The 12,943-nt window shown below is 74.7% G+C and carries 10 protein-coding genes; 5 read left to right on the top strand and 5 right to left on the bottom strand.

From position 1 onward, the window contains the following. Together ABT015_RS21975 and ABT015_RS21980 are read right to left on the bottom strand one after the other, a co-directional pair. Positions 1 to 1,262 (bottom strand): putative Ig domain-containing protein (locus ABT015_RS21975; protein WP_350881542.1); only part of this gene is annotated, 1,262 nt, incomplete at its 3' end. Between the two features lie 250 nt (positions 1,263 to 1,512). Further along, positions 1,513 to 2,463: a hypothetical protein gene (locus ABT015_RS21980; protein ID WP_350881544.1), complete on the bottom strand. Its 951-nt coding sequence runs from the start codon at positions 2,461 to 2,463 to the stop codon at positions 1,513 to 1,515. A 156-nt stretch (positions 2,464 to 2,619) separates the two neighbouring features. On the opposite strand from ABT015_RS21980, the gene ABT015_RS21985 reads away from it, so the two are divergent. Continuing rightward, on the top strand, positions 2,620 to 3,738 hold the full coding sequence (locus ABT015_RS21985) for an alpha/beta hydrolase (protein ID WP_350881546.1): 1,119 nt from the start codon (positions 2,620 to 2,622) through the stop codon (positions 3,736 to 3,738). 135 nt (positions 3,739 to 3,873) lie between these two features. After that, positions 3,874 to 6,339, top strand: a complete 2,466-nt coding sequence (locus tag ABT015_RS21990; protein ID WP_350881548.1) for an ArnT family glycosyltransferase — start codon at positions 3,874 to 3,876, stop codon at positions 6,337 to 6,339. Between the two features lie 90 nt (positions 6,340 to 6,429). Here the strand turns inward: ABT015_RS21990 and ABT015_RS21995 are convergent, their stop codons facing one another. The 3 genes from ABT015_RS21995 to moaA form a co-directional block, all read right to left on the bottom strand. Continuing rightward, on the bottom strand, positions 6,430 to 8,001 hold the full coding sequence (locus ABT015_RS21995) for an alpha/beta hydrolase (RefSeq protein WP_350881550.1): 1,572 nt from the start codon (positions 7,999 to 8,001) through the stop codon (positions 6,430 to 6,432). Positions 8,002 to 8,061: 60 nt separating this feature from the next. Beyond that, positions 8,062 to 8,820: an HNH endonuclease family protein gene (locus ABT015_RS22000; protein ID WP_350881552.1), complete on the bottom strand. Its 759-nt coding sequence runs from the start codon at positions 8,818 to 8,820 to the stop codon at positions 8,062 to 8,064. Between the two features lie 120 nt (positions 8,821 to 8,940). Then, positions 8,941 to 9,936: a GTP 3',8-cyclase MoaA gene (gene moaA, locus ABT015_RS22005; protein WP_350881554.1), complete on the bottom strand. Its 996-nt coding sequence runs from the start codon at positions 9,934 to 9,936 to the stop codon at positions 8,941 to 8,943. Positions 9,937 to 10,082: 146 nt separating this feature from the next. On the opposite strand from moaA, the gene ABT015_RS22010 reads away from it, so the two are divergent. The 3 genes from ABT015_RS22010 (at position 10,083) to ABT015_RS22020 (ending at position 12,856) form a co-directional block, all read left to right on the top strand. Beyond that, positions 10,083 to 10,694, top strand: a complete 612-nt coding sequence (locus ABT015_RS22010; protein ID WP_350881556.1) for a nucleotidyltransferase family protein — start codon at positions 10,083 to 10,085, stop codon at positions 10,692 to 10,694. 164 nt (positions 10,695 to 10,858) lie between these two features. Beyond that, positions 10,859 to 11,710 carry a hypothetical protein gene (locus ABT015_RS22015; protein ID WP_350881558.1) on the top strand — a complete coding sequence of 284 codons (852 nt, stop codon included), beginning with the start codon at positions 10,859 to 10,861 and terminating at the stop codon, positions 11,708 to 11,710. Positions 11,711 to 11,953: 243 nt separating this feature from the next. Then, entirely contained in the window at positions 11,954 to 12,856 is a 903-nt protein-coding gene (locus ABT015_RS22020; RefSeq protein WP_350881560.1) for a tetratricopeptide repeat protein, read from the top strand. The last annotated feature ends 87 nt before the right edge of the window (positions 12,857 to 12,943 follow it).

The following is a 12,943-nucleotide window of genomic DNA, read 5'->3' on the forward strand; positions in this document are numbered from 1 at the left end:
AGCGTGTCGGTGTGCGAGGAACCGTAGCCGTTCAGCCACGCCTTCCACGAACCACCGTGCGCAGCCTGCGAGGAGCTGTTGTCCACCACACCGGAACTGGTCGTCCACGGCGCCGCCGAGCCCGTCTCGAAGCCCGCGTTGCCCAGCAGCTGCGCCGGCGTGCACGTCCCGCCACCGCCACCGGTCACCGCCCACGTGAAGCTGGTGGTACCGGACTTGCCCGCCGAGTCCTTCACCGTCACCGTCACGCTGGACGAGCCCGCCGTGGTGGCGGTACCGGTGATCACACCCGTGGACGCGTTGATCGCCAGCCCGGCCGGCAGACCCGTCGCACTGTACGACAGCGGCGCGGTACCACCGGAAGCGTTGATCTGGAGGTTCACCGCACCGCCGACCGCGGTGGACTGGTCACCGGGGCTGCTGACGGAGACCGCGCCGCTGCCGGCCGGCTTGGTGAGCAGGCAGCCCGCCACGTTGAGGTCGATGACCCGGCCGTTGCCGAGGCAGGTGGTGAACCAGTAGGTCTCCTCACCGTAGCTCTGGCCCTTGACGGCCTTGGTGGTGCCGTCCGCGGCAACCTCGCAAGGGTTGTCCAGGGTGCACATCTCGCCGTTGTCGTTGCCGGTGTTGTTGATGCCGATGATCCGCCCGCTGGCGGAGTCGATGATCGGCGAACCGGAGGTGCCGTGCGTGGTGTTGCAGCCGGAGCTGTAGCGCAGCGAGTCGTGCCAGGTCCACTGGTCCTCGCGCAGGGTGGGCACGAACCCGTTGACGGAGCAGTTCCACACCTGCTTCCAGTACGAGGAGGGTATGTACATCGCGGCGCCGTCGGTCGGGTGCGTGTCGTTGACGGTCAGCGCGGTGGCGCCGTACTTGGAGCTGATCGAGCCGTAGGTGTCGGTGAGTTGGTAGAGCGCGACGTCGGTGCCGGTCATGGTCGCGTAGACGACCTTGTCGGCCTGGACGGTGCCGAGGCTGTTGCCGGCGCCGTCGAGCAGGGTGCCGCTGCGGCTCGCGCTCGCGTTCTGGATGACCTGGCCGGCCGTGGGCATGGTCGGCAGGCAGTGGCCGTTGGTGAGCATCAGGGCCCGGTCGCCGGCCACCGAGGTGGGGTAACGGACCAGCGAGGCCGAGCAGTTGCTCAGCGCGATGGTGGAGGTCAGGTCGCTGGCCTGGACGGCGTGCGCGGGGGCGGCGGCGAGGGTCAGTCCGCCCGCGACGACGGCGCCGACGCCGGCCATCGCGGCAAGTCTCTTGAACATGGCTCTCCTTGTGGGGGATCGCGGGGTGTACGACTGGTCGCCGAGGCCCGCGCCGCACGAAAGTGCCATGGTCACTTCAAGTGGTCAACCGTATTGGCCGAACTCGCCGACGGTAATCGGCCGTTGCGGCCCGGGGCGGCAACCATCCGCCCCGGTATGCCCGTTAAGGGCGGGCCCGATGGCACCCCGCGGCACCGGCCGTGCCCGCCCGCCGGGGCGTCATGTCCACCCGCCCGCTCGCCCGCCGGGGCTACGGCTGCGGGAAGGAGTTCTCGTCCACCTCGTCGGTCTTGGCGTTGCCGCCGACCGTCGGCTGGAGGGTGATCGACCAGGACGTCGCGGTGCGCCCGGTCTCGAACGCCAGCGTGTCCTGGAACTTGGTGAACCGGCAGCTCTGCGTGAACGCCTTCGCGTCGGAGTCCCAGTCCACCCCGCCCGCGAAGTACACCTCGTACGTCCCGTCCTCGACGCCCTCGATGCTGGCCTTCTGCCCCTTGGCCACGTACACCGAGTGCACCGACCTGCCGTTCAGCGCGAGCGAGACGACCGCGTCCCCCCTGCCGCCGTTGTCGACCTTGAACACGCCCTCGCCGCGCAACCGCCCCTCCCGCACCAGGGTGCCGTTGTCCAGCGAACGGGACTGCTGCTTCGGGGTCTGCGGGACGGCGAAGGCCGTCGGGTAGCCGGCCGCCGCCATCTTGGCCAGGGCCGCCGACACCGCCGCCAGGCCCTCGGAGGCGCCCAGCTCGGCCTGCGCGGAACCCACCGCGCAGACGCTCCTGCTCTTGATGTCGCCGCGGACCTTCGTCGCGTCGGCGGCCAGCGAGGTCAGCGCCGCCACCAGTTCGGTCCGCGCCGTGGTGACCGCGGCCGGCTCGTCCGCCAGGCCCAGGCCCCGCCCGGCCGTCCGCGCGCTGGTGGCGATGCCGCCGAGCACGCCGTCCAGGTCGCCCAGGGTCTTGGCCCCGGCCACCTGGCCGAGCGCGGTGTTCACCGGGTCGATGGTCGTGCCGAGCACCGGGCCGTACGGCGGCGGCGTCGGGGTGGGGGTCGGCGTCCGCGTCGGCGCGGGCGGGGCCGGGGCCGCGCCGGTGGACGGCCCGCCCGCGGCGCTCCCCCCGCCGCCCCCGGTGCCGCTGGAGCAGGCCGCGAGCAGCAGTACCGTGCCGACGGCCAGACCGGCCTTGGTGATGGACTTCATGAACCCCGCCCCCGTGACGCCCCGCGCACACAGCGTGCACGTGTCCGCCGCCATGCTGGCGGGCCCGCCCGGCGCGGTCAACCGGATTCCGAGGGCGTGCGGAGGGCGTGCAGGGGGCGCCCGGGGGCGCTGATCGAGGTCAACTACGATCGGGGCGTGCTCAGCCTCACCGGACTCCCCCTCCAGATCGTCGCCTCGGTCGTCGCGATCCTCGTCTTCGGCGCCACCATGTGGCTCTGGCCGCGCTTCGGCGGGAAGGGCTGGAAGTCCTGGACGGGCCGGATCGGCGCCTTCCTCGCCACCCAGATCGCCGTGCTGGTCGCCATGGGCCTGATCGCCAACGGCTACTTCGGCTTCTACAGCTCCTGGAGCGACCTGCTCGGCACCGACGGCAAGCCGGGCACCGTCGTCGACCACACGCCGAACGCCGCCGTGGCCGTCACCGGCGAGCAGAAGTTCTACTCGGCCCAGGGCTCCGACCGGGAGCGCTCCGGACTGATCCAGCAGGTCGCCGTCAAAGGAGCCTCGACCGGCCTGAGCACCGAGGCGTTCGTCTACCTGCCCCCGCAGTACTTCCAGCCGGACTACGCGCAGCAGCGGTTCCCGATGGCCCTGGTGCTCACCGGCTACCCGGGCACCCCGGAGAAGCTGATCTCGCTGATGCAGTACCCGGCCTCCACCCTCACCGCGATCGAGCAGAAGAAGCTGCCGCCGACCGTCCTGGTGATGATGCGCCCCACCGTCGTCGGCAACCGGGACACCGAGTGCGTCGACGTGCCGGGCGGCCCCCAGGCGGAGACCTTCTTCACCACCGACCTGCCCAAGGCGCTCGCCACCACCTACCGGCTCGGCACCGACCCGGCGAGCCGCGCCGTGATCGGCAACTCGACCGGCGGCTACTGCGCGCTCAAGTTCGCGATGCGCAAGCCCGACTCCTACCGCGCGGCGGTCGCGCTCTCCGGCTACTACAGCGCGGCGCACGACGAGACCACCGGCGACCTCTTCGGCGGAAACGACCAGCTGAAGCAGCAGAACGACCTGCTGTGGCGGCTGAAGAACCAGCCCGCCGCCCCCGTCTCCCTGCTGCTCACCACCAGCTACGACGAGAACAACTACGCCGACACCCAGGCCATGGTCGGCGCCTTCAAGGCCCCCACCAAGCTGTCCACCATCACCCTGGACACCGGCGGCCACAACTTCCACACCTGGACCCGGGAGATCCCCCCGGCCCTGGAGTGGCTCGGCCAGCACCTCACCATGCCGAAGGCCGCCTGACCACGCCGAAGGCCTCCTGACCGATCCCCCGGCGGCCCGCCCCGATCACCCGATCACCCGAACGCCCCGCAGATCACACCCGTCTCACAGCGTCGTCTCACGCTCCTCTCAGCCGCACCACGCACGGTATGGCGCATGACCACGACCAGCTACTCCACTCCGGCCGGCGAACCGTGGCCCGAGGCCGCGGACTTCCCGCCGCCGGAGGTGCCGCAGCCGGACCCAGCCCGGCCGGACCAGGCGCCGCTCTTCCCCGAGCAGCCCCTGCCGCCCACCGGCCCCAAGGGCCCCGCCTCCTGGTCCGGCCGGCTGCGCACCCTCCCCGCCCGCGCCTGGCGCGGCCGCGCGGACGACCCGCGCTGGGTGCGCCCGGCCCTGCTGGCCCTGCTGGCCGCGACCGTCGTCCTCTACCTCTGGGGCCTGAGCGCCTCCGGCTGGGCCAACGCCTTCTACTCGGCCGCCGTCCAGGCCGGCAGCCAGAGCTGGAAGGCCTTCTTCTTCGGCTCCTCCGACGCCGGGAACTTCATCACCGTCGACAAGCCCCCCATGTCGCTGTGGCCGATGGCCCTCTCGGTGCGGGTCTTCGGCCTGTCCTCCTGGTCCGTGCTCGCCCCGCAGGCCCTGATGGGCGCCGCCACCGTCGGCGTCGTGTACGCGACGGTGCGCCGGCGCTTCTCCCCGCTCGGCGGCCTGCTCGCCGGGGCCGCCCTGGCGCTCACCCCGGTCGCGGCGCTGATGTTCCGCTTCAACAACCCCGACGCGCTGCTGGCCCTGCTGCTCACCCTGGCCGCGTACGGGCTGGTGCGGGCCATCGAGGCGGCGGGCACCCGGTGGCTGGTGTTCACCGGGGCGATGTTCGGCCTGGCCTTCCTCACCAAGACCCTGCAGGCCTTCCTCGTGCTGCCCGCCTTCGCGCTGGTCTACCTGGTCGTCGCGCCCACCGGCCTGTGGCGGCGGGTGCGGCAGCTGCTGCTCGCGGGCGCGGCCATGGTGGTCGCGGGCGGCTGGTGGGTCGCGGTGGTCGAGCTGCTGCCGGCCTCGGCCCGCCCGTACGTCGGCGGCTCGCAGGACGACAGCTTCCTCTCCCTCACGTTCGGCTACAACGGCCTCGGCCGGATCAACGGCGACGAGACCGGCAGCGTCGGTGGCGGCGGGCGGCTCCCGGCCGGGCTCGACCTGCCCGCCGGGGCGATGCGCGGCGGCCGCGGCTGGGGCCAGACCGGCCTCACCCGGCTGTTCGGGAGCGACATCGGCGGGCAGATCGCCTGGCTGCTGCCGGCCGCGCTGATCCTGCTGGTCGCCGCCCTGTGGGCGACGCGCCGCTACGCCCGCACCGACACCGCCCGCGCGGCGTTCCTGGTCTGGGGCGGCGCGATGCTGTCCACCGCGCTGGTGTTCAGCTTCATGTCCGGGATCTTCCACCAGTACTACACGGTGGCGCTCGCCCCGGCCGTCGCGGCGCTGGTCGGCATGGGCGTGGACGGCCTGTGGCGGGCCCGGCACCGGCTTCCGTGGGTGCTGGTGCTGGCCGGCACCCTCGCGGTGACGGCGGTGTGGGCGTTCGTCCTGCTCGGGCGGAGCGCGGAGTTCCTGCCCTGGTTGCGTTGGACGGTGCTGGTCGGCGGGCTGGTGGCGGCGGCCGCGCTGGTCGCCGGACAGCTGGCCGGGCGGGCCGACGGGCGGCTCGGGGCCCGGATCGCCTCGGTCGCCGGCCTGGTCGGCCTGGCGGCGGCGCTCGGCGGGCCGGCCGCGTACGCGGTGGACACCGTCGGCACGGCGCACAGCGGCTCCATCGTGACGGCCGGGCCCGCCGTCCAGGGCGCCTCCGGCCCGGGCGGCGGCGGCCGGCACGGCGGGCAGGGCTTCCCGGGCAACGGGCGGGCGTTCCAGCCCGGCCAGAACGGCGGCGGGCAGAACGGCGGCGGGCAGAACGGCGGCTGGCCGGGCGCCCAGGGCGGCGGCAACGGGTTCAACGGCGGCGGCCAGGGCGGCTTCAACGGCGGCAACGGTGGCAACGGCGGCTGGCCGGGCGGCGGTTCGGGCAAGGGCCTGGGCGGCGGCGGTCACCGCGAGCGCGGCGCGGGCGCCGACCCCGGCACCGCCGACCCCGGCAACCCCGGCACCGGCAACCCCGGCACCGGCGAGGACCCCGGCGCCTTCGGCCCCGGCAGCACGGGCGGCCCCGCCGGCGCGGGCGGCATGGGCGGCCTGCTCGGCGGCACCAAGGTGAGCGAGGAGGCCTCCGCCCTGCTCAAGGAGAACGCCGACCAGTACACCTGGGCGGCCGCCACCAGCGGCTCGCAGAACGCCGCCAGCTACCAACTCGCCACCGGGAAGCCGGTGATGGCCCTCGGCGGCTTCAACGGCACCGACCCCTCGCTCAGCCTGGCCGGCTTTCAGAAGTACGTCCAGGAGGGCAAGGTGCACTGGTTCATCGCCGGCGGCTCCCACCGCGGCTTCGGCGGGACCGGGAGCGGACAGGGCGACACCGGGGAGAAGGAGTCGGAGACCTCCCAGATCGAGAGCTGGGTGACGAGCCACTTCACCGCGAAGACGGTCGGCTCCACCACCTTCTACGACCTGACGGCCCCGACGTCCTGACCGTCCCACCCCAGGGGGCGCACCGCAGCCGGCGGTGCGCCCCTTCGCGTTGCCCCCTGGCCAGCCCCTGTCAGCTCCCGTCAGCTCCCGTCAGGCGGACGGGCAGTGCGTCCCGGCGGCGGGCAGCGTGCCGTCCACCAGGAACGCGGCCACCGCGTCCCGCACGCACCCGCTCTTGTCGTAGCCGGTGTGCCCGTCGCCGTCCCGGGTGAGCAGGACGGCGTCGGCGAGGTTGGAGGCCATCCGCTGCGCCCACGGGTACGGCGTGACCGGGTCCGCGGTGGAGCCGATCACCAGGATCGGGGCGCTGCCCTCGGCCCGGATCCGGGCGGGCCGTTCGACGGTGCGGTACGGCCAGGAGCGGCAGTCCGGGGCGAACAGCGCCGCCGAGGTGTCGTGCCGGCTCATCAGCGGGGCGCGGGCGGCGAGTTCGGCGCGGTCGGTGCGCAGGTCCCCGGCGCCGGGGGCCATCAGGGCGTCCGCGCAGCTGATGGCGGCGAAGGCGTCCGCCGCGGTGGAGTAACCGCCGTCCTCGGCGCGGCCGTTGGCACCGTCGGCGAGGGCGAGCAGTTCGGCGGCGTCGCCGCGGGTGATCGCCGGGTCGAGGGCCTGGCGCAGCCGTTCCCAGGAGCGGTGGCCGTCGTAGAGGGTGTCGAGGGTGCCGTTCCAGGCCAGGGTGGCGGTGAGGCGGCGGCCGTCGGCGGCGGGCAGCGGGTGCGCGCGCAGGCCGTCCAGGAAGTCGGCGAGCCGCTGCGGGGCGGCGGCGCGGTCGCGGCCGAGCGGGCAGCCGTCGCGGCCCGCGCAGTCGGCGGCGAAGTCCCGCAGCGCGGTCTCGGTGGCGGCGGCGGCCTCGACGTTCATCCGGACCGGGTCGAGGCTGCGCTCGAAGGCGCCGTCCAGGGCGAGGCGGCCGGTGCGGGCGGGGAACTCCTCGGCGTAGAGGGCGCCCAGGTAGGTGCCGTAGGAGCTGCCGAGGAAGTCGAGCCGCCGTTCGCCCAGGGCGCCGCGCAGCACGTCCAGGTCGCGGGCGGTGTCGCGGGTGGAGAGGTGGGGCAGCAGCGTGGCGTACCGGGCCTGGCAGGCGTCGGCGAGGACCCGGCCGCGGTCGTAGCCGGGGTCGTCGGTGCTGGTCCACTCGTCCCGGGTGCGGTCGTCGAGGCAGTGCACGGGGGTGGTGCGGCCGGCGCCGCGCGGGTCGAAGCCGACCAGGTCGAAGTGGTCGGAGAGGGTGCCGCGGTAGTCCTCCCAGCCCCAGACCACCCGGTCCACGCCGGAGTTGCCGGGCCCGCCGGGGTTGAGCACCAGGGCCCCGATCCGCCGGTCGGCCTCGGTGGCGCGGATCCGGGAGACGGCGACGTCGATCGTCGCGCCGCCCGGATCGGCGTAGTCCAGCGGGACCTTGAGCCCGGTGCACTGCGCGACCGGCTCCCCGGCCGGGCGCTCGGGCCGGTCCGGGCAGTCCTTCCAGTCCAGCGGCTGGAGGTACAGGGCCGCGAGCGCGGGGGCGGCCGTGCCGGGCACCAGGTCCTGGGGCCCGGCCGCGGCCGCGGTGCCGGGCCGGCGGGCGCCCGGGTCCGACGGCCCGGTGCAGCCCGCGGCGAGCACGAGGAGGGCGACGGTGAGCAGGGCGCGGAGCGGGCGACGGGGGTTCGACGAGTGCACCGCCCACGAATACCACCCGGCGCCCGCTCCCGTCACACCAGCACCTGCCGTAACGATTCCTCAGCCGCCGCACTGCTGCAGCATGGCCTGCTTGTCGGCCACGGTGACGGGGAGCTGGTACTTCAGGGAGACCTGGGCGAAGCGGACGGCGTAGGAGCAGCGGACGGCGGTGTTGGCGGGCAGCCAGGTGGCCGGGCCGGAGTCGCCCTTGGAGGCGTTCTGCGAGCCGTCGGCGGGGATCAGGTTGAGCGGGTCGTTGGCGATCTGGACGCGCTTGGCCTTGTCCCACTTGGCGGCGCCCAGCTGCCAGTCGTAGGACAGCGGCATCACGTGGTCGATCTGGATCTTCGTGGCCTGCTGCTTGGTCCACTGGACGTTCTTGCCGGTGTACGGGTCGTAGATGGTCATCGCGGTGACGACGCAGTTCGAGCCGTCCTTGCGCTCGACGGCGGTGCCGTCGCGGGCGAGCAGGTCGTTGCGGGTGTCGCAGTTGTTGTGGCCGAGCGGGACACCGTCGACGTTGTCCGTCCAGGCGGGGCCGAACTCGTTGCGGTCGTAGCCGTCCTTGGGGCCGGCGGCGGCGGTGGCGACCTTGGCTATCACGTCCCGGCCCGCCTTCTGCTCCTCGGGCGTGGTCAGCGGGGCCAGGCCGGGCTTGGTGCCGTCCGGGTTCTGCAGCGGGCTGGTGCCCAGGCCCCCGGCGGGCGCGGCGGAGTCGCCGCTCTTGTGGTCACGGCCGCCGAGCAGCCAGCCGGCCAGCGCGAGCGCGCATATCAGGAACACGGTGGCGGCGGACAGGGCGGTGCGGCGGGCGGGCACGGATAACTCCCGGGATCTGTGGCGGGTTGACGGCGAACCAGCAGATCAGCCAGCCCGAGAGCAGGTCAAGGCGACGCCACGCGAACGCCGCCGACCATGTCGAAGCTCACACCCCGGTCGTCAGCCGCCGATGGCGGACATCGGGCGGTCGGGCCGGACGAAACCGGCGGAGTTGACGGCGTGTCCGGGCCCCTTCCCGGCCACCGAGGCCCGCCAGGCCGCCTCGATCCGGTCGTCGTCCGCGCCGCCGCGCAGCAGCGCGCGCAGATCGGACTCCTCCGTCGCGAACAGGCAGTTGCGCAACTGGCCGTCGGCGGTCAGCCGGACCCGGTCGCAGCCCCCGCAGAACGGGCGGGTCACGGAGGCGATCACCCCGATGACGGCGTCCGTGCCCGCGATCCGCCACTCCTGTGCCGGGGCGCTGCCCCGCCTTCCCACGGGCAGCAGGTCGAAGCGCTCCCCGAGCCGCTCCAGGACCTCCGCGGCGGTGACCATCGCCGAACGGTCCCAGGCGCCCTGCGCGTCCAACGGCATCGACTCGATGAACCGCATCCGGTACCCGTGCTCCACCGCGAAGGCCGCCAGCTCCGGGATCTCGTCCTCGTTCACCCCGCGCACCGGCACCGCGTTCACCTTCACCGGCCCCAGTCCCGCCGCCCGCGCCGCCGCCAGGCCCGCGAAGACGTCCGCGATCCGGTCCCGCCGCGTGATCCGTGCGAACCGCTCCGGGCGCAGCGTGTCGAGGCTGACGTTCACCCGCTCCAGCCCCGCCGCCCGCAGCGCCACCGCCGTGCGGGCCAGCCCGATCCCGTTCGTCGTCAGCGACACCTCCGGCCCCAGCGCGGCGATCCGCCCCACCAGGTCCGGCAGGCCGCGCCGCAGCAGCGGCTCCCCGCCGGTCAGCCGCACCGAGGCGATCCCCAGCCGCCCGACCGCGATCCGCACCAGCCGCACCACCTCGTCGTCGCCCAGCGCCTGCGCCCTCGGCAGCCAGTCCAGGCCCTCGGCCGGCATGCAGTAGGTGCAGCGCAGGTTGCAGCGGTCGGTCAGCGAGACCCGCAGGTCGGTGTGGACCCGGCCGAAACGGTCCAGCAGCGGGCGCGGTGCGGTGTTCATCGACCCAGTACAGGGGTCGGCGGGCCGCAGGACCAGCGGCCGAACCGCCGGGCGGCGGCCACCACCTGCGGGTTCCCCTTGTGCGTTCGTACAACTGTCGGTTCGTACGGCTGCGCGGCCCCGGCCCCGGCAGGCAGGCTGGGCCCATGCAGACCACCGAAGACCCCGCCGGGCCCGTCGCCGCGCTGGTGCTCGCCGCCGGGGGCGGGCGGCGCCTCGGCGGGCGGCCCAAGGCCCTGATCCGGTACGAGGGGCGCCCGCTGGTCGAGCACGCGGTGGCGGTGGTGCGGGCGGGCGGCTGCGCGGACGTCACGGTGGTGCTGGGCGCGGCCGGCGAGCGCGTCCGCTCCACGGCGCACCTGCCGGGCTGCCGGCTGGTGGCCAACCCTGACTGGGCGGGCGGCATGGGCTCCTCGCTGCGCGCCGGGCTGGCCGCGCTGGCGCCGGAGGTGTCGGCGGTGCTGGTGATGCTGGTGGACACCCCGGGCGTCACCCCGGCCGCGGTGGCCCGGCTGCTGGCCGCGCACCGGGCCGGCGCGGAACTGGCCGCGGCGGCCTACGCGGGGCGGCGCGGGCACCCGGTGCTGATCGGTGCCCGGCACTTCGCGGAGGCGGCCGCGGGCGCGTCCGGCGACGCCGGGGCCCGCACCCTGCTGGCCGCGCACCCGGACGCGGTCACGCTGGTCGAGTGCGCCGACGTCGCCGTCCCGGACGACCTGGACACCCCAGCCGACCTGGCCCGCTGGTCCGCCGGCTGACCGCACCCGGCCGGCCCGGGTGCCCGAAGCACCCGTGGCCGGCAACGGCCGGGCGCACACCCCTGATCCGACCCTGAGGATTGCCCCATTCCGTGCCAAGGACCCAACGTTTCGGGGAGCATGGAAACCGTTCCACCACCCGACTCGAACGGACGGAGCCCGCGATGGCCGGACTGCCCGACGACTTCACCGGACACGACCCCGCGAGGCCAGGGCACGGGGCGGGCGGTGGCGCCCGGGCGATCCGCTGCCCCGCCTGCCGCCGCGAGCACCTCTACGAGCCGCCGTCGCTGCCCTGTCCGTGCGGCGCCTCGCTGAAGGTGCCGCTGCTGCGCGGCGGGGTGCCGGTGCAGGTGCGGTTCCGCTCCTGGGAGGACTCCTGGCTGAGCATGCGCTGTCCGCACTGCGGCCGCTCCGACCAGTGGCCGCAGCCCGAGTTCACCTGCAACTGCGGCGCCACCGTCCGGCTGCCGGTGGACCGCACCACCCGGCTCGGCGGCGGCACGGCCGGCCCGCTCGCCACCCCCGGCCCGCAGGCCTCCCGCCCCTACCCGGCCCACCCGATGGGCGCCCCGGTGCCCGCCCCGCCCGGCGGCTCCGGCAGCCAGCCCAAGCCGTTCCGCCACCGCGCGCCGTTTCGCCCTCACCCGGTGCGCACCTCGCAGGACGCGGTCTTCACCGCCGCCCGCTACCTGGAGTGGCTCGGCTTCGACGACCTGGAACTGACCGAGGCCCAGGAGCGCGACGGGGTGACCCTGCTGGGCAGCCGGATGGTCGCCCAGGTGGACACCTGGACCGAGCCGGCCGACGTGAAATCGGTCGAGTGCCTGTGGCTGCAGACCCTGCACGCCGAGGAGATGGCCGCCGCCATGTTCACCCTGGCCGGCTACTCCCACCAGGCCACCGTGCGCGGCGAACAGCTGCTGGTCGCCCTGTTCAGCCTGGACCTGGCAGGGGTGCCGCAGCCCGCCAACGGCGCCGCCGAGGCCCTGATGGAAACCGGCTGGACGTCCTGACCGACCGAGAGCCGCCCGGGCGCGTCCGCCAGGGCGCGCCTCGCGGATCAGCCCGAGCCCTAGATCATTTCCCCCGCGAATGCAAGAACCTCCGCTCGTGATCTGGTGCACAAGCTCACCCCCGTGTTGAATTGCCGCCACAGCGCGGGCCCTTGCGCTGCCGTCGCCGTGCCGCCGACAGTCGACGGCGGCGACGCCGGGCAGGGCCGCGCCCCGCTGGATGGCGCACACAAGGAGGTGGCGTTGTCAGAGCACGGATGGGGCCCGAACGGCCCGAACGGGCGGGGGCGGGCGGCAGCGGAGGAGCCGGGCGACACCGTGTGGCGACTGAGGTCCCGGGGGTGCTGGCAGGAGGCGGCCGAACTGCTGCGCCCGGCCGCCGAACAGGACCCGACGGCGGCCCTCGCACGGGCCGAACTCCTCATCGAGCAGTGCCTGTTCACCGCCGCACAGTGGACCCAGGCCGAACAGGCGCTGCGCCTCGCGGAGGCCGTGGTGGCCAGCACCGAGCAGCGCGCGGCCGCCTCCTGCGCCCGCGGCTTCCTGGCGTACGTGGCCAGCGTGCTCGGCCCCCGGGACCGACTGGACGAGGCGCAGGCCGCGCTCGGACGCACCTCGGCACTGCTGCCGCCGGACGCGCCGGGCCGACCGCTGCTGGACTTCCGGCGCGGACTGGTCGCCGAGAACCTGCTGCGCGACCGCGGCGCCGCCTGGATCGCCTACCGCCGGGCGCACGACGGCGCGGGCGAACGCGGGGACGAGCTGCTGCGCTCGTACACCTGGCGCCACCTGGCGGCGCTGGCCCAGGCCCGCGGGGACCGCGACCACGCCCGCGAGGGCTTCGACGCCTCGCTCCGGCTGCGCGAGCAACTCGGCTTCACGGTGGGAGTGGCGCCGGCGCTCGCGGCGCTCGCCGAGGTGTCCGAGCCGGCCGAGGCCGCCCGGCTGCGCGCCGAGGCGGCCCGGCTCGTCCACGCCCTGGGCGGCGTGCCGGTCTGGCTCGCACGCCAACTGGGCACCACCCGCACGCCGGGGCCTCCTCCGGAGGGGGCCCGCACGCCGGGGCTCCCCCCGGAGGGGGCCCACACGCCGGGGCCTCCCCCGGACGGGCGCATCACCAGCGAGACCTGGGGGACGATCAGCTAAGGTGAGCCTAACCTGGCCGGGGTGAGCAGTACCCCGGCCGGGTTCGCCTTGCCGTTCCCCGGGCACCGCCATGCCCCGGTCCGGCCG

This window comes from Kitasatospora sp. NPDC094016 (assembly GCF_040304045.1).
GTDB lineage: Bacteria > Actinomycetota > Actinomycetes > Streptomycetales > Streptomycetaceae > Kitasatospora.